Origin of the sequence: Flavobacterium frigidimaris (assembly GCF_002217275.1) — a bacterium.
Lineage (GTDB): Bacteria > Bacteroidota > Bacteroidia > Flavobacteriales > Flavobacteriaceae > Flavobacterium > Flavobacterium aquidurense.
In genome coordinates, this window is record NZ_MUGV01000009.1 from 29,327 (window position 1) to 51,483 (window position 22,157).

Consider the following 22,157-nt stretch of genomic DNA (forward strand, 5'->3'; position numbering starts at 1 on the left):
ATGTTAAAGAGAATAATTTTTTTAGTTTGTTTAAACATGTTTGCTGTCAATGCCTGGTGTAAAATTTCTTTGCCAGGCTTTGTTTCAGACGGCATGGTTTTACAGCGTGATGCAAAATTGCCAATCTGGGGCTGGGCAGATTCGGGTGAAAAAATTACAGTCCGTTTTCAAAAACAAGTAAAAACAGCCATAACAGGTAAAGATGGAAAATGGCATCTTAACTTAGATCCTGTTTCTTCAGGAGGACCTTACACGATTGAGTTTCTCGGAAAAAATAAAATCGAAGTGAAAAATGTATTAGTCGGTGATGTCTTTTTAGCAACCGGCCAATCGAATATGGAATTCACGACGTATTCTGTTACCAATAGTCGCGACGAAATTTTAAAAGCCAATTTTCCTGATATCCATTTTTTTAGAGCGGCGTTAAATGTTGCCAATCAGCCCATTGATACCTTGAAAGGAGATTGGAAAGAAGTTAGTCCGGAAACTGTTGGAGATTTTTCCGGCGTTGCGTATTTTTTTGCCAGAGAACTATATCAGAAAAAGAAAATTCCGATTGGTGTTATTGTTACGGCTTGGGGCGGTTCTCCTATTGAACCGTGGATAAGAGCAGAAGATTTACAGCGATTTCCTGAGTTTCAAAACGAACTTTTAAACTTAAAAACAGGAAGAGATTGGCATTCTACTTTTATTCAATATGAAAGTGATATGAAGTCTTTTCATGAAAGTAATTTGGGTGTAAAAAATGGTGTAAACTTAACAGTATATAACGATGATGAATGGGAATCTGTAGAATTTCCTTTTGATTTAAAAGCATTAGAAATCGCTGATAATTACGGAGGAAATGTCTGGATTAGAAAAAGATTTGATTTGAATGAAAGTTTTAATTCAAACTTAAAATCAACTTTATTTCTTGGGAAAATAAACGGAAACGTGAATTTATACATTAATGGAAATGAAATTACAAAAAGTGAAAAGAAAGAAGACGGAACCTATTTTATAATTCCCGAAAATGTTTTACAGCAAACAAATAATCAAATTGCTTTAAAATTTTTAGAAATCTGGGGAGGGAATATTGGAGAAATGGGACAAACTGTTTTTATCCAAAATGAATCTTCAAAAATGAATATTACAGGAAACTGGAAATTCAATTCTAAAATCGAAATGAAAATCCCAGATTATGTTTCCAGCAATACAACGCCAAGTACGATTTACAACGCGATGATTGCACCTTTGATTCCTTTTGCGATAAAAGGAGTAATCTGGTATCAGGGAGAATCGAATGTAGATCGCGCAAAGCAATATCAAACTTTATTTCCGGCTTTGATTGAAGGTTGGCGCAAACAATGGAAATCAGATTTTCCTTTTCTTTTTGTGCAGCTTGCAGGATTTATGGAAGATAAAAAGGAACCGTCAGATTACAAATGGGCGGCTCTTCGCGAAGCACAGCAAACGACTTTGAAACTTCCCAAAACCGGAATGGCCGTTGCGATTGATCTCGGTGAGAAGAATGACATTCACCCAAAAAACAAACAAGATGTTGGAAAACGTCTCGCGCTGGCAGCGGAAAAAGTGGTTTATGGCAATACTGAAATTGTGGATTCGGGGCCAACTTTTAAAAGCTTTTCTGTTGATAATGGAAAAATCAGAATTCAGTTTGAAAATTTTGGTTCAGGTTTACTCTTAAAAGATAAATACGGTTATGTAAGAGGATTTTCTATTGCAGGAAATGACAAAATCTTCAAATGGGCAAAAGGTTTTCAGGAAGGTAATAACATTATTTTATACAATGACGAAATTGAAAATCCAACTGCTGTAAGATACGATTGGGGAAACAGTCCGGATGGTAATTTATACAATCAGGTAGGACTTCCGGCAGTGCCTTTTCGAACAGATGATTATCCTTTACATTTTGAATAATATTAAAATCAATTATATGATTACAAAAAACATAAAAAATAAAGTATGTATTTTGGGGATTATGGTGGCCATTTGTTTTTCCGCGAAAGCGCAAAACCCATTATTTCCGCATATTTACACGGCAGATCCTTCTGTGCATGTTTGGGAAAACGACCCCAATACGCTTTGGGTTTACGCATCGCACGATGTGCCGGGAACTAATCATCATGCGACCATGTTTGATTATCATGTTTTCTCAACCACCGATTTAAAATCCTGGACCGATCACGGCAGAGTTTTATCTGTTGACGATGTTTCGTGGGCTATCAGTCATGCTTGGGCAATTGATGCAGTGCTTTGGAAAGGTACTTATTATTTGGTTTATGGAATGAAAGAACGTGCCACCGGAATGTTTAGAACCGGATTAGCGACAAGCCAAAGACCAGAAGGACCGTTTACTGATATCGGTTTTATAAAAGGCGTAGAATGGGGACAGGATCCAGCTTTGTTTGTTGATGAAGATAGTCAGGCGTATTTATTTTGGGGTTCTTCAAATTCCTGTTTTGCAGCAAAACTAACAGACGATTTAAAAGCCATTGTTCCGGAAACAAAAATAGAATTAACCTCGCAGTTAACCAATGTTTTTGAAGGACCTTGGGTACATAAATATCAGGGAAAATATTATTTGTCTTATCCGGGACTTCAAAACAAACAATGGCCGGAAATCATGTATTATGCCGTTGCAGACAAACCTTTAGGACCTTATGAATATAAAGGAATTTATATTCCGCAGTTTGAAAAACAATCGGGAACCAACCACGGTTCAATCATTAAATATAAAAATAATTGGCTGGCATTTTATCACAGCGCATGGATTTCGGGTGTAAGCGAATCCAGAAATGTGATGGCAGATTTTCTGGAATACGATAAAAAAGGCGCGATCAAAATGATTCATCCAACTAAAGTAGGTTTAGGGAAATCGGTTTGCACTATTTTGTTAGAAGCTGAAAATGGTAAAGCTGCCGGAGGAAAACTGGACGGAACACAAACAGCAGATTCGCAAAAAGGTTTTACCGGACGCGGGTATGTAACCGGTTTTGATATTGATGAAGATTACGTAAAAGTGCTGGTGCAATTGGCTAAAGATGAAAAATTCAAATTAAGAATTCGATATGCTGCTCCAAAAGATACCAAAATTAATTTGATTGTAAATGAATTGATGTACAATGGTTCAACTTCTACCTGGAAAGATATTGTATTTCCAAAATCGGACAACTTCAACTATTTTGATGTAGGAATTGTGAACCTAAGAACTGGGGATAATTATATAAAACTAACAAGTCAGAATGGGAATATCAATGTTGATAATTTCCTTCTTGAACCTATTTCGGAAAACTAAAAAAATAGCAAAAAATAAACTAAAGAAATTATGAAGAAATTTTTAAAACCACTAATAATTCTGTTTAGCATTGTCGTGCTGGATGGCTGCTCATCAAATGGAGATGAGGATAAAAATGTTCCCGTTGGAGAAAAGTCAACTGCTACAATTTCGGCAACGAAAAGTGCAGCTTCGGAACCGGCAACAAATGGAGAATTTACCATTAAATTATCAAAATCGGTTACTGTACCAGTAACGCTTTCGCTGAAATTTGGCGGAACTGCTAAAAACGGAGAAGATTACAAAACGATTGCCAATTCGGTTACTGTTTCTGCAAAAAGTAATTCGGTTGTTATTCCGGTCGAAATTCTTTCGGATAAAATTGCAGAAGGAGAAGAAACGGTAGAAATTACCTTAACGGCTTCTAGTAATGCTGATGTCGTAATAGGAAATCCTGAAAAAGCAAGTTTAACAATTACTGATGAAGTAGTTGCAATCGATTTAAAACCGGAACAGGCGAGAAATTATATGGTCAATAAAAATGCTACAGACGAAACTGTAGCGCTTTTTTATAATCTTAAAACATTAGCCAAAACTTCTTTTATGATCGGTCAGCATGATGCTTTGCTTAGTTTTTATAAAAACAATACGGGCGATTCTGATATAAAAAAAACAACAGGTTTTGATCCGGGAATGTCTGGCGGCGATTTCATGTTTATTGCCGATGACGAAAACACGGGAAAAGACGATAATTGGTGGTATGCACAAGAAAAACTGATTACCGGAGCAGCCGTAAAAGCTTACAATAAAGGAATGGTAAATATGTTCTGTTGGCATTTGCGTGAACCTTATGAAGGGAAATCATTTTATACAAGCGAAATGACCGATATACAGAAAAAAAATGCATTTAAAAGTATTCTTCCTGGTGGTGTAAATCATGAATATTACAAGAAAAAACTGGAAAAAATTGCACAAGTTACAAAAGCCTTAAAAGGCACTGATGGTAAATTGATTCCAATTATTTTCAGACCGTTTCATGAATTTGACGGCGATTGGTTTTGGTGGGGAAAATCGTTTTGCACGGCTGACGAATACATTCAGAATTGGCGGTTTACGGTTGAATATTTAAGAGATACATTGGGTGTGAGTAATATGCTCTTTGCCTTTTCTCCAGATGCAAGTTTTACTTCAGAAAGCGATTATTTATCAAGATATCCTGGCGATGCTTATGTAGATGTTTTAGGTTTTGATGATTATGGGGATTTTGATAATAAAGGAGAAAGTGGTGTGAACAATGCTAACAAAAAATTGCAGATTATTTCTAAACTGGCTAAAGAAAGAGTGAAAATTGCAGGTTTGACAGAAACAGGATATTTTATTACACCAGGAAAAAATAATATTATTTCAGGCTTATACTCAACTAATTTTTACAATGCAATGACGCAGAATAATGTCGATCTCTCTTTTATAACATTTTGGGGCAACGGCGGAGATACGTATTGCACACCGCCACCTGCTGCTACAGATGCTAGTGATTTTATACAGTTTACAAGAAAAGACAAAGCTGCCTTGCTCAATAAAACTCCGAATATGTATAAAATGCCATAACAAAGCCGTAAAAAGTTTACAATTAAAATAATGTCAGTCTAAAAAAGAATAAAATGGGGACTACAAATACATTTCACAGAGAAATAGCACCGCTTTCTGCCGAAGATAGTTTTTTGGTATTTGACAGGGTAAAAGATAATTTTGATTTTCCGGTGCATTATCATCCGGAATTTGAGATCAATTTTATTTCAAATGGAAAAGGAATACGAAGAGTTGTAGGAGATAATATTGACGAAATCGAGGATGTAGAGTTGGTTTTAATTGGGCCCAATTTATATCATGGATGGGAAAATCATAAATGTAAAAATGATAAAATACACGAGATAACCATTCAGTTTCATAAAGATTTGTTTCCGGAATCTTTATTGTCAAGACGTATTATGGGACCGATAAACGAAATGTTTAACCGGGCCAATCATGGAATTTTATTCTCTGAGGCAACGGCAAGAAAATTGATGCCACAATTGCTGAAAATTTCGAAGTTGGATGGTATGGATTATTTCCTGGAAATAACTTCAATACTTTACGATCTGGCTAATTCAAGAAATCAGCGCCTATTGTCAACTTATACTGTTGATGGCGAAAGATATGAAGATTACGATAAAATGAAAGTGATTTACGATTATGTTCAGAATAACTTTCAGGAAAAGATATCTTTAGATGAAATGGCCAATGCCGCTTGTATGTCAAACGCTTCATTTAATCGTTTTGTTAAGAAAAGAACAGGCAAAACTTTGGTTAATTATTTAAGAGACATTCGAATCGGTTACGCAGCACGATGGCTTCTGGAAGACGATGTGAGTGTTTCTGAAGTAGCTTATAAATCCGGATTTCATAGTATCGCCAATTTCAACAGAACATTTAAGGCATTAAAAAAATGTACGCCAAGTCAATATAGAGATGATTTTTTTGGAATGAAAAGAATCTTATAAAATTTTAATTTAATGTTGTTTAAGTAGAAAGGTTTTCGGAAGTAAATTCTGAGAACCTTTTTCTTTTTTTTAAGGAGTTTTTATAATTCATTTTTATGTAAATCATATTTTACAATAGATTCTTTTTTGAGTCTAATAAAATTATAGACTTTAAATTAATATAAATTTCATTTATATTAAAATAGTTTATAAAGTGAATAATTTTGTGATAGTGTATTCTTGTAAAAGTCTTTTTATTTGTATTGTAAATTACTGCTATATAAATAGTTCTGAAATTGTATGCCTTTTTTAGTTGAATTGTGCAGCGAATGATATTTTTTGTTTTTCGCAGTTAATTCTATTATTTTAATTTTAATGAAATACACTAAAAAGCTGATTCAGACAAAAATCTCTAACTAAATAACCCAAATTTATGAAAAGTCAAACTTTACGAATTTTAAGTTTATTTACATTATTTTATTTCAGTATTATTTTGGACGGAAAGGCTCAGGGCACTTTCACAAATCCGATAATGCAGGCAGAAAGTCCTGATCCTTATGTCGTTTACAACAACGGATTTTACTATTTTATGGTAACTACCGGAGATGGAGTATGGATTCATAAAGCAGCAAATCTTCAGGATGTTGGAAATGCACCGCGAACAAAAGTCTGGAGTTCAGGCGGAGAAATCCGAAGAGATGTCTGGGCACCAGAATTGCATTATATCAATGGAAAATGGTACATATATGCCTGCGGAAATCTTTCTGACGATGGCTTTAATATGCGAATGTTTGTTTTAGAAGGAAATTCTCAAGACCCGCTTGGTTCTTATACATACAGAGGAATTTTAGCACCAGAAGCTTCAGGAATTGACGAAAGTCCGTGGCAGGATCCGGCAACCGGAATTTTATATATGACTTGGTCGCAATTTGATCCACAAGGACAAACGATCTGGATTGCTAGAATGGATAGTCCAACTCAGGTTAGTAATCAAAGAGTTCGCATTTCTGAACCTGTTTTTAATTGGGAAAGAACCGACGGATTGGTAAATGAAGGTCCGATATTTTTGCAAAAAGGAAATAGTCTGCATATTATTTACAGTGCAAGTCAATGCGCTTCGGCAGCTTATGCTTTAGGAAGATTGACTTGTACCGATGGAAATTATCTTAATCCAGGATCGTGGCAGAAAGTTGGTCCCGTTTTCCAGAGAAATGATGCCAATGAAGTTTATGGAACTGGTCACAACGGTTTTACAAAATCTCCTGATGGCACTGAAGATTGGATTATTTACCACGCCAAACACGGTACTTCTTTTACAAATTCAGACAGAAGCACACGTATTCAGAAATTCACTTGGAATCCAGATAATACACCAAATTTTGGAGTTCCGGTTCGTGAAGGAGTTGCAATTCCCGTCCCTTCAGTAAATGGTGCTGTTCAAACGCCTTTCAACGGAGTTATTAATTTGCCTGGAATTGTCGAAGCAGAAAATTTCGATAATGGAGGAGAAGGCGTTGCCTATCACGATGCAAATCCGCAAAATATGACAGGAGCTTTTCGTAATGAAGGTGTAGATATTGAAGCCAGTACAGAAGGATATTACAACTTGTGTTTTTCTGAAAATGGAGAATGGACAGAATACACCGTAAATGTTACGCAAAGCGGAAATTATGCGATTGATGCAAGAGTGGCTTCTACGATTGGCGGAAGTTTTCATTTGGAATTTAACGGACAAAATGTTACTGGTGCTTTAGCTGTTCCAAATACTGGTGGCTGGCAAAACTGGCAATGGCTTCATAAGGAAGTGTATTTAAACAGCGGTACTTACGTAATGCGTTTTGCAATCGATCAAGCAGGTTTTAATACGAACGGCTTCATCTTTACAAATCTTGGCGGAGGAAACGGAATAGTTTCTGGACAAACGTATCGATTAGTAAATCGAAACAGCAATCAGGTTTTAGAAATTGGCGGTTGTAATACGGATGACGGTGCAAGAGCCCAGCAATGGCCTTGGTTGAACAGTGGTTGTCAAAAATGGAAAGTAGAAGCTACAGACAGTGGTTATTACAAATTAACAGCGCAACATAGTAATAAAACATTGGATATTGTGGGTTGCTCAAATGATATTGGAGCTGGAATTCAGCAATGGCCTTGGGTTGGCGGTGTTTGCGAACAATGGAGCATTGAATCAACAGATAATGGATTTTACAGAATTATTTCCCGTGCCAGCGGATTAGCATTGGAAGTTCAGGACGCTTTGACTACAAATGGAGCTAATGTGCGACAATGGCCATGGAATACCGCATTTTGCCAGCAATGGAAATTGGAAGTTGTTGGAGGTACAGCAAAATCAAGCTTAAAAAGTCAAACTTCAGAAGAATTAGTTGAAAATGAAACTCAGATTCCAGATTTAATTTTATTTCCAAATCCAGCAAACGATCAGGTTGAAATTTTATTTCCGCAAACCGATGGAAATACAGCATCACTTCAGATTACTAATATTTTGGGAGAAATTAAAGTTTCTAAAAATGGATTAATGGAAGGAAAAACTACGATTAATATATCAAACCTAAACCCTGGAATTTATGTAGTGAGTTTAGATAATGGTTCGAAAATAATAACAAAAAAGTTGATTATTAAAAATTAAAAAACTTGTACGCATTATGAAAAAATCAACCAAAATATTCTTTTTCTTGCTGGTGTTACATTTATTTTTTCTAAACAACAATTGGGCACAGTTAGTACAAATATCAACTCCAGCAGGTGTAGTTACGAATAATTACATTCGTGTTGAAGGAACTTCTTCGGGCGTTGAAAAGCCTATGTGGTATGAAGTCTTTTCTGAAAATGGGAAGATGATCGATTTAGGTGCTTTCAAGCAAGCTCCAAATTGGTTTTTTATAGCAAGACATTTAGCAGCAGGCACAAATCAAATAAAAGTGTATGGTGTCAATAGCAGTAACAACCAAGCGTCTGCAAGTATTAATTTAATTATAAATACTTCCGGAGAACCCGTTGTTCGTCCTCGTCCTAATCCGGCAGAAATATGGTGGGGAGGTTTGGGAGCCAATCAACAATTAGCCGATTTTCCTGACCAATGGAATATGGTTAAAAAATATGCAGATGGTTACTTTTTTCATGCCTCGGCTTGGGGAACTGAAAATAATGGATTAATGCAAAATGTAATTCAACAATCCGCTCCGTTCGGCACAAAATTTATGGCTGAGCTTGGAGGAGGAACAGGAACAGATGCTGGTTGGCCACAATGGCAACACATTGCCTGGGGTGCCGGAGCAGATGGATGGATCATAAACCGATACAATAGTACAGGGCTGATTTTAAGTGAAATTACACATGATTTTCAACCCAATTGGAGAGATTTTGCCACAGCTTATCCAACATTAAATGAACAACAATGTGTTGATCTTATGACGACACAGTGGATTGAATATTATAAAAAAGACAACATTGTTTTTCCACACATTAAACATGCTCTCACACAATCGCCGGTTTGGTGGGGATGGAATAATTATCCTTCCTTAAATCCAGATACTGAAGTAGATCATTTTACCTTAAACGGTCGTGCTTATAATTTTAATATGGCGATGGTTATGGAGAATATGAGCGCGAAATCAAAAACGTTACCCGATCATAAAAATTGGGCTTTCTTCTCCGATTTTCCTTGGTACACAATGGTTTGGGGAGAAGACAAATTAACGACATCCGGAAATCCGGGAACGTTGGGATTTGTGGCAAGAGAAAAACAGCGAAATTATGAACAATGGTTGCATGATAATGGAAATCGCCATATAGCAGTTTGTAACGACGATCCGGGTGGAGATTTAATGAGCAATCCTGCGGAATGGAATCGTCAATTTGCGGCAGGATCGATGAAAAGTATTTATCTGCAACAAAGAGAAGGGCACAGACCAGATAGTTTTTTGATGGAAAGCTGGTATTTTGGAGGAACTCCACAAAGAGGTTTTCCAGATAAAGTAACACCAGAATCGGATGATAATTCTTTTACAGGAATAGCAAAAAATGCAATCAAATATCTTAAAGGAATTAAAGATGTAAATGGCACGCTGGAAACGCTTGAACTTTCAAGTACTCCAAATGGAAATTCAAGAACCTTTGTATTAAAAAATACTGGTGATGTAGCTTGTATGCCGGCACTTGCAGCTGTAGAAGAAGGAGATGAAGTAATTGTAACACATTGGTTTGATAGTGCTAATAATGATATTTCGAATTTTGTCAAAAGCAAAGAAGGATGGGTTTATACACCTTTACTACAGCCCGGAGCATCTATTTCTATAAGATGTGACATAAGCCAATCTGCGGGAAATAAAAAAATTATGCTGGAGGCCTTTTGGAATCCACAAGATCCAACAGGAATAGTAAGAGACCGTGAATCCTGGATTTTAGGTCAGGGAGGAATTCAATCGCCTTATTTGGGTTCGCCATGGTCTATACCTGGAATTGTCGAAGCTGAAAATTTTGATAATGGAGGAGAAGGAGTTGCTTATCACGATACCAATCTACAAAATATAACAGGCGCATATCGTAACGAAGGTGTAGACATTGAGTCCAGTTCTGAAGGTTATTATAATTTATGTTTTTCTGATACTGGAGAATGGACTGAATATACTGTCAATGTAACTCAAAGTGGGAATTATGCGATAGATGCCAGAGTTGCTTCAATGGCTGGTGGAAATTTTCATTTAGAATTTAATGGACAAAATGTAACAGGTTCTCTTGTTGCTCCAAATACTGGAGGCTGGCAGAACTGGCAATGGGTTCATAAAGAGGTGTATTTAAACAGCGGTAGTTATGTAATGCGTTTTGCAATCGATCAACCAGGCTTCAATACAAACGGATTTGTCTTTACTAATCTTGGAGGAGGAAACGGAATAGCTTCCGGACAAACGTATCGATTAGTAAACCGAAACAGCAATCAGGTTTTAGAAATTGGCGGTTGTAATACGGCTGACGGCGCAAGAGCACAGCAATGGCCTTGGTTGAACAGTGTCTGCCAAAAATGGAAGGTAGAAACTACTGATAGTGGTTATTACAAATTAACAGCGCAACACAGTAATAAAACCTTGGATATTGTGGGTTGTTCAAATGATATTGGAGCAGGAATTCAGCAATGGCCTTGGGTCGGAGGTGATTGTGAACAGTGGAGTATTGAGCCAACAGATAACGGTTTTTACCGAATTATTTCCCGTGCAAGCGGACTTGCTTTAGAAGTTCGTGATGCCTTAACTACAAATGGAGCAGAAGTAAGACAATGGTCGTGGAACACTGCAGCTTGCCAGCAATGGAAATTAGAACCGATCAGTTCCACTGCTAAATCAAGTTTAAAAACAGAAGAACTTACCGCGGTTGAAGATAGTGCTGAAACGGTCCGTTTATATCCTAATCCGGCTAACGATAAAGTAAAATTGTTATTTCCTCAAAATGAGGGAGAATTTGCGACTATTCAAATCACAGATTTACTTGGGAATACTCAGATTTCTATAAAAGGTGTGACAGATGGTGAAACTTCATTGGACATTTCAAAACTAAATGCAGGCATTTATATTGTTTCAATTTCGAATGGAACAACTATAACTAATAAAAAGCTTGTGGTGAAAAAATAGTGTTTTTGAAAAAACAGAAGAATATGACTAGAATAAATACTTTCAAAACAGCAATTACAATAATGCTAATTTTTCTTACGGTAGTAAAAATAAGTGCTCAGAAACAGGTTGGAATATTTTATTTTTCCAATTTTGGACATTATTTGTACCAGCCTCAAATATTATCTCCAACGGGAGATTCCTGGATTATGCAGCAACAGTCACCGCCTTACAGTCCGCCGGGAGTAATTAATTTTTGGGGAAAGCCTTTGTATGCCAGTACGCATGGAGACGGGACTATCAAAAATAATTATGTTTTTTATTTTAATGGAGATCCAAATCAAACCAACAATGGATTATTGGATTATCATGCTGATTTAATCACACAAGCTTCAATTGATTTTATTGTGCTGGATTTTACAAATGGTGCTTTAGATTTTCCTGACGGACCGTCTTATATTTCTGCCACAAAAGCATTGTGCAAAAGATGGCAGGAAAGAATGAATGCGGGGTTACCGGTTCCTAAAATTGTATTTTTTGTTAAAGACGAAATCGCTTTAGATATTGTAGAGAATACCTATTTTAATGTCTATCGTCAAGATATGTTTTACAATTATTTGGGAAAGAAATTATTGTTGACCGCTATGCCCAATATGAATCTTCCACAAGGAGATCCGGGACAACCAGCCGTTCCTACAAATGGTAAATATGCAAATTACACTGCCAGACACTGTTGGGGCTTGGATAATACAGGAAGTTACTGGCAGTTTAAAGTAAATTCAGATGTACCGCCACCGCCATTTTACTATAACGGGCAACCGGAACAAATGTCTGTCCCTGTTGCAACACAGGCTACTTATATGACGACAGATGGAATCAATCCTTCCGCAGGAGCAAAAGGCAGAGTTAATGGAGATTATTTTGTAAAATATATGGATGCTGCAAAAAATGCAAATGTAAAGTTTGCTTTTATTCATTCCTGGAACGAATGGATTACAGGAAACTGGGGGACACAATCTTCGCCACATTTTGTAGATCAGTGGCTGCAGGAATACAGTTCTGATATCGAGCCTATGACAGGCGGACATGGTTCTTATTATTATGATTTAATGAAAACTAAAATCGCAGAATTTAAAGGAATTTCTTTAAATCAGACACCTTATGCCGGTGTAATCAATTTGCCCGGAATTGTTGAAGCAGAAAACTATGATAATGGTGGAGAAGGAATAGCGTATCACGACACAAATCCGCAAAATATAACAGGCGCATATCGTAACGAAGGTGTAGACATTGAGTCCAGTTCTGAAGGTTATTATAATTTATGTTTTTCTGATACTGGAGAATGGACTGAATATACTGTCAATGTAACTCAAAGTGGGAATTATGCGATAGATGCCAGAGTTGCTTCAATGGCTGGTGGAAATTTTCATTTAGAATTTAATGGACAAAATGTAACAGGTTCTCTAGCTGCACCTAATACTGGAGGCTGGCAAAATTGGCAATGGGTTCATAAAGAAGTGTACTTAAACAGTGGAACTTATGTGATGCGTTTTGCCATTGATCAGCCAGGCTTTAATACCAACGGATTTGTTTTTACTTTTCTGAATAATAATAATGCAATTACCTCCGGACAAACTTATCGTTTAGTAAACCGAAACAGCAATCAGGTTTTAGAAATTGGAGGTTGCAATACAGCAGATGGGGCAGTAGCGCAAGAATGGCCATGGCTAAATAGCGCTTGTCAAAAATGGAAAGTAGAAGCTACTGATAGCGGTTATTATAAACTAACGGCGCAACACAGCAATAAAACATTAGATATTGTTGGATGTTCTAATTCAGCAGGAGCATTGATTCAGCAATGGCCTTGGGTTGGTGGTGTCTGTGAACAATGGAGTATTGAACCAACGGATAATGGATTTTATAGGATTATTTCCCGTGCAAGCGGACTTGCCTTAGAGGTTCGCGATGCCTTAACTACAAATGGAGCAGAAGTAAGACAATGGACTTGGAACACTGCTTCCTGCCAGCAATGGAAATTAGAACCCGTTAGCTCTACAGCAAAATTGACTCAAAATTTAGGGCTTTCAGAAAATGAAAAAATGATTTCTGATGTATTGCTTTTTCCTAATCCCGCAGTAAATCAGGTTCAGGTTTTGTTTTCCCAGAATGATGAAGAGAATGTAACGATTCAAATTGTGGATATGTCCGGAAAAATTGTTCAGTCAAAAAATAATATCAAAGGCGGTCAGATCAATGTTGATACATCAAATTTAAGTTCAGGAATTTATGTTGTTAAAATCAAAAGCGAAGAAAAAACAATGACGAAGAAGCTTATCATTAAAAAATAAAACCACACTGTTACTTTACTAATTAACTATTTAAACCAAAATTTATGAAAAAAATCTACTATTATTTTTTAAGCATTTTTCTGCTCACAGGACTCAGTTCCAGAGCAGATATAGTGATAGAAGCAGAAACTGGAAACCTGTTTGGAACGCAATTTTTAAATTCCACCGCAGGATATTCCGGAACAGGATATGTAGGAAGTTTTGACAACGGAGGCGATAATGTTTCCTGGACATTTAATCTTCCATCTGCCGGATTGTACGAAATTAGATTTCGATATGCTTCTCCCTTTTCAGCAAAGAATTATGATCTTCAGGTTAATAATGAAAACGCACAGCCTACATTTTTGCAAAGTACAGGATGGAGCAATTCTTCAGCAGGAAAATATTTTCTGACTGCAGGTTCAAACACTATTAAAGTTTTTATGGGTTGGGGTTATTTTGATATTGATAATTTGACGCTGGTACCAGCTTCGGTAAATCCGCCAATTGCACCCGCAGCAAGCCTTGCAGATGCAAATGCAACGGCAACTACAAAATCACTTTATAATTATATGAAAAGTCTTTACGGAAATAAAGTACTTTCAGGACAGCAGGATGATATTCAATATATTATTAATACAACAGGAAAAGAGCCGGCAGTCGCAGGTTTTGATTTAATGGATTATTCGCCTTCAAGAATAGAAAAAAGCGGATACACGCCGTCAAGTTCAGAAGCCAATATTGCGTGGGCGACAAAAGGAGCAAACAGAGGAATGATTAGCTTGGTCTGGCATTGGAATCCACCAACAGATTTAATAGATCAGCCTACTAAAGAATGGTGGAGAGGATTTTATACAGATGCCACAACTTTTGATATTCAGGCTGTTTTGGCTGATAAAAATGGTACACGATATGCTTTATTACTTCGTGATATTGATGCTATTGCAGTGCAGCTTCAGAAATATTCAAATGCTAATATTCCAGTACTTTTCAGACCACTTCATGAGGCTAGTGGTGGCTGGTTTTGGTGGGGTGCAAAAGGGCCAGGACCATTCAAAGAATTATGGCAGATTATGTACAACAGATTAGTAAATTATCATGGTCTTCATAATTTAATTTGGGTTTATACAGGTACAGCAGATGCAGCCTGGTATCCGGGAAATAGTTATGTGGATATATTTAGTCTTGATATTTATGGAAATGCCGGAGCAAGTATGAGCGTTGATTGGGATGGAACACAATCTTTTATGCAAACTAACGGAATCAATAAAATGTTGTCACTTTCAGAAACCGGAAATCTTCCGGATCCTGATAAAGTTAGAGCTTTTGGAACTTGGTGGTCTTGGTATGCCAACTGGCCTGGGACTTATTTAACAGGGCAACCAACGAGCGTTGTGCAAAAAATGTTTTTGGATAATGATGTCATTACATTGGATGAACTTCCCGATTGGAGAAACTTTAGCGGAGGCGGTGTTCAAACACCTTATGCAGGAGTTATCAATCTTCCCGGAATTGTGGAAGCTGAAAATTTTGATAATGGAGGAGAAGGTGTAGCTTATCATGATACTAATCCGCAAAATATAACTGGAGCATATCGTAATGAAGGAGTAGATATTGAAAACAGCACCGAAGGCTATTATAATTTATGTTTTTCAGATACCGGTGAATGGACAGAATATACCGTAAATGTTACACAGAGCGGTACTTATGCAATTGATGCGAGAGTAGCCTCTGCAGGTGGTGGAAGTTTCCATTTAGAATTTAACGGACAAAATGTAACGGGTTCTTTGGTTGCTCCAAATACAGGTGGATGGCAAAACTGGCAATGGATTCATAAAGAAGTTTACCTAAATAGCGGAACTTACGTAATGCGTTTTGCGATTGATCAACCAGGTTTTAATACCAACGGTTTCATTTTTACACATCTTGGAGGAGGAAATGGAATTGTTTCTGGGCAAACATATCGTTTGGTTAACAGAAATAGTAATCAGGTTTTAGAAATTGGCGGTTGCAATACTACCGATGGTGCGTTGGCACAACAATGGTCGTGGCTGAATAGTGCTTGTCAAAAATGGAAAGTCGAATCTACCGACAGTGGTTATTATAAATTAACGGCACAACATAGTGATAAAACACTGGATATTGTGGGATGTTCTAATTCAGCTGGTGCGCTGATTCAGCAATGGCCGTGGGTTGGCGGCGTTTGTGAGCAATGGAGCATTGAACCAACAGATAGCGGTTATTACAGAATTATTTCACGCTCAAGCGGACTTGCTTTAGAAGTTCGAGATGCATTAACGACTAATGGTGCAGAAGTAAGGCAATGGACTTGGAATACTGCTTCTTGCCAACAATGGAAATTGGAAGCGGTTTCATCAACATCAAAAATGAGCCAAAGTTTGGGTGTTGCCGAGAATGAGGAACAACAAAATAAGATTAGTATTTATCCCAATCCGGCAGCTAATCAGTTAACAGTGAACATTCCAAGTATAATAAGTGAAAAAGTAAGCGTTGAAATAATTGATGTTTCCGGAAATATTAAAATTTCCAACAAAATTTCAGCTGGAGAAAATAATATAGATACATCAAAATTAAGTGATGGCATTTACATTGTAGCTATTAGTAGTGGTAACACAATTACTTCTCAAAAATTAATTATTCGCAATTAAGGTTGATTTTTAATTCTTATTAAATGATTAAGAGTTTGTTTAATAGCAAACTCTTTCATTTATAAGGTAAAATGAGAAATAATTACAGCAAGTTTTAAATATTTAATGACGTAAAATATTGATAAAGAAATATTCAATAAAAAAGAATTAGAATAGAAGATGTATAGGATATGATATTGGGAGTTCTTCAGACAAAGTTGCTTTGGTTGAGGCAGAAACAGGAAAAAAAGTAATTGTTTTGAATGAAACAGGTGCAGTGGGCGCCGCAAGAGCAGTCGGATTAGTATCTGGCGATTTGAAAAATTCGGTTCTGATATTTCAAAAAATGATCATGTTATGACCTTTTTGCCTTTACAAAACAAAGAACCATATCAGACAGCCTATCAAAAATGGAAAAAAGAATTAGCTACAATATTAAATAAAAAATAAAATAGAAATGATAGTTTTAGGAAATAAAGAATTCTGCAAAGGTATTGGTCAAATTAAATTTGAAGGTGCAGCATCCGACAATCCGTTGGCATTTAAATATTACAATCCAGAGCAAATTGTGGCTGGAAAAACCATGCGCGAACACTTTAGATTTGCCATTGCGTACGGGCATACATTCTGCGGACAAGGAAGTGATCCGTTTGGACCGGGAACCCAAAATTTTGCGTGGGATCAGTCTTCAGATCCAATTCAGGCGGCAAAAGACAAAGCCGATGCTGCTTTTGAATTTATCAGCAAAATGGGATTCGATTATTTCTGTTTTCACGATTACGATTTAATTGCCGAAGGACCAACTTTCGCAGAATCAGAAAAACGTCTTTCAGCGATTACAGAATATTTAAAACAGAAAAAAGCAGAATCCGGAATTAAGTTGCTTTGGGGAACTTCAAACTGTTTTTCAAATCCAAGATTTATGAATGGAGCGGCTACAAATCCTGATTTTAATGTCGTGGCAAGAGCGGGCGGACAAGTAAAATTAGCACTTGATGCAACAATAGCTTTAGACGGAGAAAATTATGTTTTCTGGGGCGGACGAGAAGGATATATGTCGCTTCTGAATACCTATATGGGAAGAGAATTAGATCACATGGCACAATTCCTTACTATGTCAAGAGATTATGCAAGAGCACAAGGTTTTAAAGGAACTTTCTTCATTGAACCAAAACCTATGGAACCGTCTAAACACCAATACGATTTTGATTCTGCAACAGCAATCGGATTTTTGCGTGAATATGGTTTAGACAAAGATTTCAAGATTAATATCGAAGTAAATCATGCGACATTGGCGCACCACACTTTTCAACATGAATTGGAAGTGGCTGCAAAAGCCGGAATGTTAGGAAGCATTGATGCCAACAGAGGAGATTACCAAAACGGTTGGGATACAGATCAATTTCCAAACAACATTCAGGAAACTACAGAAGCGATGTTGGTATTCTTAAAAGCCGGCGGACTGCAAGGCGGAGGCGTTAATTTTGATGCTAAAATCAGAAGAAATTCGACAGATATGGAAGATGTTTTCTTAGCACACATTGGTGGCGCAGATACTTTTGCAAGAGCTTTATTGACCGCAGACAAAATTATTACTTCATCACCATACGAAAAATTAAGAGCAGAAAGATATAGTTCTTTTGATTCCGGAAAAGGAAAAGATTTCGCAGACGGAAAATTAAACCTGAAAGACCTTTACAATATCGCTCATGAAAACGGAGAATTGACTTTGCAAAGCGGCAAACAGGAATTGTTTGAAAATATTATCAATCAGTATATTTAATTAGTTTAATGTAATCCTAAAGTAATGATGAAGAAAAATGTTTCAATAAAGGATATTGCTCAGGATTTAAAAACCTCAATAACAACAGTTTCTTTTGTTTTAAATGGAAAATCAGAAGAAAAACACATATCAAAAAAGCTTACTAAAGAAATCTTAGAGCATGCATTGAAAATTGGTTACAAACCCAACCAAATTGCCCAAAGTTTACGAACCGGAAAATCAAAGATATTAGTTTTTATGGTGGAGGATATTTCTAATGGGTTTTTTGCAAAACTGGCTAAAATCATTGAATATGCTGCGTATGAGAATGGATACAAGCTTGTTTTCTGCAGTACTGAAAATAAGGATGAAAAATCAACGGAGTTAATTGAACTGTTTAAAAATAGAAATGTAGACGGTTTTATTATTGTTCCTTCACCGGGAATAAAAAATGTAATCGAAGATTTAATTAAAGAAAAATATCCCGTTATACTGCTTGATCGTTATTTCTCCGATCTCAAATGTAATAGTGTTGTTATAGATAATCAACAATCCTCTTTTGATGCAACTAATCATTTAATTATCAATAATTATAAAAACATAGCTTTTATAACGACTGATTCTGAACAAAATCAGATGCAAAATCGTTTGCAGGGGTATGAAGATGCGATTAATTTGAAAAAACTAAAAGCACATGTACTTAAAATACCATTTGAAGAAATAGGAAAAATGAATACAAAAGAGAAGATAAAAGAATTTATAGATACTATAATGGACCTAGATGCGGTCTTTTTTGCGACAAATTATTTAGCAAAAGCCGGATTTGAAGTTTTTAAAGAGACTAATCCCAATTTATTTCACGAGTTGGGAATTGTAAATTTTGATGATAATGAAATTTTTGAAATTTACAATCCGTCTATTACAGCAATTTCTCAGCCAGTAGAAGCAATTGGAGCCAAATTAATTGACTCAATGTTACGATTACTGAATCAGAATGAAGAAAGCGAAATGTCTGAAAATATTGTGTTTAAGACTAAGTTAATTATTCGGGAATCTTCACTATCAAAAAAGTGTAATGCAAAAACTATTTCGGAAGCGGTTTGAAGATAAAAATTTAGCAATGATTATATAGTCTACAGTTTCTTAGAAAGTGAAGTGGAAAAACAGCAAATTAACTAATAAAAAAGCTTCTTGTATTATTTGAAGTTTAACGTAAAATAGAAAATGAAAAAGAATAACTTATTACTGTTTTCGATAGTCATAGGATTGCAATTCTCTTGCAAATCCCAAAACATTGGAAATAAAACCACTCAAAAGATGCAAAATAATAATCCTGTTTTTGAAGGATGGTATGCTGATCCCGAGGCGATAATTTTTGAAAATGAATACTGGATTTATCCCACTTATTCTGATGATTATGGAGTTCCGGATGTGTCACAAAAGATTTCAGAAAAACAAATACAAATTCAGAAAAACACAATTAATAAGCAATACTTAAAACAGACGTTTTTAAATGCTTTTTCTTCCAAAGATTTAGTCACTTGGAAGAAACATTCGCATATCTTAGACATAGAAAATGTTTCCTGGGCTGCATATTCTGTTTGGGCGCCGTCTATAATCCATTCTAACAATAAATATTATTTGTTTTTTAGTGCTAATGATATACAGTCTAACAGTCAGATTGGTGGAATTGGTGTAGCAGTTTCAAACCAACCGCAAGGACCATTTAAAGATGCTATTGGAAAGCCGTTGATCGACAGTTTTCATAACGGAGCGCAACCAATTGACCAATTTGTTTTTAAAGATGACAATGGGCAAAATTATTTGTATTATGGAGGTTGGGGACACTGTAATATCGTAAAATTGAGTGCTGATTTTCTTCATCTTGAAAAATTTGATGATGGAGAAACATTCAAAGAAATTACACCTCAAAATTATGCTGAAGGAGCATATGTTTTTAAACGAAATAGCAAATATTATATGATGTGGTCAGAAGGAGACTGGACTGGTCCGGATTACAGTGTTTCCTACGCTATCGCTGATTCTCCCATTGGACCATTTAAACGCATTGATAAAATTTTACAGCAAGATGTTAAAGTTGCAAGAGGAGCAGGACATAATTCTGTAATACATGTTCCAAATACAGATAAATGGTATATTGTGTATCATAGAAGACCGTTAAGCACTGATAATGGGAATCATCGTGAGGTTTGTATAGATAAAATGTATTTTAATGAAGATGGAACGATTAAACCAATCAAAATTACTTTTGAAGGAATTAAAGATGCTCTGCTTTTGAAGAAGTAATGTCTTAGAATTTTAATCCTAAATAATGGACAAAATCCGTTGGACTTTTTAAATTATGATCATAGAATTGTTTATAGGTCAAAAAGTGTAGATCAATTATATAAATAAATTTACTATGAAAAACTTTTTAAAGATTACTTATTTGCTAATTATATTACTAATACTATTTTAAGTATTCTTATATCATCTTCATACGGTGCTTTTCAACAATTTATAATGAAAGATTTTTACGGAATTAGGAGTTTGAGTGAAGGAGCTTTGTTTCTAGGGGTTATGAGATTTATTTATTATTTTGTATTTATGATATTCTTTTTTTATTGGTTAAGTAGTAAACTTAATTTTGGTAATAAGCTATTACAATTAATAATTTTAAATTGTTCAATATATGTCTTTATCTCTCTTATATATGGGTTTGTTCTAAAACCAAAAACAAAAGAATTATTTGTAAACCCAATATTTTATATCAGCATTTTATCAACCATTTTAAGTTCCATTTTAGCTCTCTACAACAAAACAAAATTTACTGATAAAAATTTCAAAGAAAAAGAAGCCAGGAACATTCATTTTCTAGAACAAAAGCGTTTGCTTTCTTATAAAAATGATCATTGGTATTATGGAAAAGTATCTGGATTCCAAGTCTCTGAAACTTATCCTAAATTTGATGAAACAATTGATTTAGACAACAATTCTGATTTCTTGTTTTCAACTGATTATCAAGAATTGGTAATAATTAAATTCTACCAAAATATTAAAATAGATAGTACCGAGTATTTCATTAGTGCAAAGAATGCTATACCGGAAATCAAGGCTCTTAGAAGTCCAAGTATTAGAAATCACTTAATTAAATATTCAGTCGCAGATGTTAATATTAGAAACTCAAACTATGAAATAATATACCACGAATTTTCATCCATTGTAACCGACCCAAAAATAAAAGAAAAACTCACTACACAATTTTTGGTAGCCGATGCCTTAAAACCTGGAAGTCCTTCTCCTAAATTTGATTATGAAAACCAAAAAGGAGGGAAAACAACCTTAGAGAGTCTAAATGGGAAATATATATACATCTATCTTTGGGCAACATGGTGTGGACCTTGTCGTGAACAAATTCCGTTTCTTCAAAAAATAGAAGAACAACACAAAGGAAAGAACATCGAATTTGTAAGCATTTCAATAGATGCACAAAAAGATCAAGAGAAATGGAGCAAATTTGTAACCGAAAAACAATTAGGAGGGATTCAATTATTAGCAGAAAACGAATGGGAATCACAATTTCTTAAAGCGTATGGCGTATTTTCTGTCCCAACTTTTATTCTCATAGATCCTGCCGGTAATATTGTCAATGCCTATGCACCTAAACCATCTGACGATAAGCTTATTGACTTATTTAATAGTCTGAAAATTTAATTTAAGAAATGAATAAATCAGTTAAAATAGTTCTATTCCTAATTTTAGGATAAGAAAAGTGATGTTAACAAAGAGCATTATAAAGAAATAGTCAAAAACAAAAAAAAACTCTAGATTTCTCTGAAGCTTTTCTCGTTGTAGCGGGAACAGTACTCGAACCTGTGTCCGCCGCGGCAGATATAAGCCGGCGAGCTGTAAATTAAAACAAAAAGCTCCAGATTTCTCTGAAGCTTTGTCTTAGTAGCGGGAAGCATTCAATTATCTAACCATTTTATTGAAGATTACTATA

At 35.6% G+C, this 22,157-nt stretch carries 12 protein-coding genes; all 12 read left to right on the forward strand.

The genetic code is table 11. The features are described 5' to 3' along the window. The 12 genes from B0A65_RS04760 (at position 1) to B0A65_RS04815 (ending at position 21,868) form a co-directional block, all read left to right on the forward strand. Positions 1 to 1,920, forward strand: a complete 1,920-nt coding sequence (locus tag B0A65_RS04760) for a sialate O-acetylesterase (RefSeq protein ID WP_083370494.1) — start codon at positions 1 to 3, stop codon at positions 1,918 to 1,920. A 16-nt stretch (positions 1,921 to 1,936) separates the two neighbouring features. Further along, positions 1,937 to 3,298, forward strand: coding sequence for a family 43 glycosylhydrolase (locus tag B0A65_RS04765; protein ID WP_166670613.1), 1,362 nt, complete (start codon positions 1,937 to 1,939; stop codon positions 3,296 to 3,298). Positions 3,299 to 3,328: 30 nt separating this feature from the next. Then, positions 3,329 to 4,885, forward strand: a complete 1,557-nt coding sequence (locus B0A65_RS04770) for a glycosyl hydrolase (RefSeq protein ID WP_083370493.1) — start codon at positions 3,329 to 3,331, stop codon at positions 4,883 to 4,885. Positions 4,886 to 4,938: 53 nt separating this feature from the next. Further along, positions 4,939 to 5,817 (forward strand): AraC family transcriptional regulator, encoded by an 879-nt coding sequence (locus B0A65_RS04775; RefSeq protein ID WP_074662318.1) that lies wholly within the window; start codon positions 4,939 to 4,941, stop codon positions 5,815 to 5,817. 412 nt (positions 5,818 to 6,229) lie between these two features. Next, complete coding sequence (locus B0A65_RS04780) at positions 6,230 to 8,443, forward strand: family 43 glycosylhydrolase (protein WP_074662315.1); 2,214 nt, start codon at positions 6,230 to 6,232, stop codon at positions 8,441 to 8,443. A gap of 16 nt (positions 8,444 to 8,459) precedes the next feature. Then, on the forward strand, positions 8,460 to 11,438 hold the full coding sequence (locus tag B0A65_RS04785) for an RICIN domain-containing protein (protein WP_074662313.1): 2,979 nt from the start codon (positions 8,460 to 8,462) through the stop codon (positions 11,436 to 11,438). 23 nt (positions 11,439 to 11,461) lie between these two features. Then, positions 11,462 to 13,765 carry an RICIN domain-containing protein gene (locus B0A65_RS04790; protein WP_074662310.1) on the forward strand — a complete coding sequence of 768 codons (2,304 nt, stop codon included), beginning with the start codon at positions 11,462 to 11,464 and terminating at the stop codon, positions 13,763 to 13,765. A 44-nt stretch (positions 13,766 to 13,809) separates the two neighbouring features. Beyond that, complete coding sequence (locus B0A65_RS04795) at positions 13,810 to 16,413, forward strand: glycosyl hydrolase (protein ID WP_074662307.1); 2,604 nt, start codon at positions 13,810 to 13,812, stop codon at positions 16,411 to 16,413. Positions 16,414 to 16,849: 436 nt separating this feature from the next. Then, positions 16,850 to 18,175, forward strand: coding sequence for a xylose isomerase (gene xylA / locus B0A65_RS04800; protein WP_074662305.1), 1,326 nt, complete (start codon positions 16,850 to 16,852; stop codon positions 18,173 to 18,175). 24 nt (positions 18,176 to 18,199) lie between these two features. Beyond that, positions 18,200 to 19,258, forward strand: coding sequence for a LacI family DNA-binding transcriptional regulator (locus B0A65_RS04805; protein WP_074662302.1), 1,059 nt, complete (start codon positions 18,200 to 18,202; stop codon positions 19,256 to 19,258). A 120-nt stretch (positions 19,259 to 19,378) separates the two neighbouring features. Continuing rightward, positions 19,379 to 20,461, forward strand: coding sequence for a glycoside hydrolase family 43 protein (locus tag B0A65_RS04810; protein WP_074662298.1), 1,083 nt, complete (start codon positions 19,379 to 19,381; stop codon positions 20,459 to 20,461). Between the two features lie 216 nt (positions 20,462 to 20,677). Further along, the gene (locus B0A65_RS04815) at positions 20,678 to 21,868 is read left to right on the forward strand and encodes a TlpA family protein disulfide reductase (RefSeq protein WP_074662295.1); all 1,191 of its coding nucleotides are present in this window, start codon (positions 20,678 to 20,680) and stop codon (positions 21,866 to 21,868) included. Positions 21,869 to 22,157 lie beyond the last annotated feature (289 nt).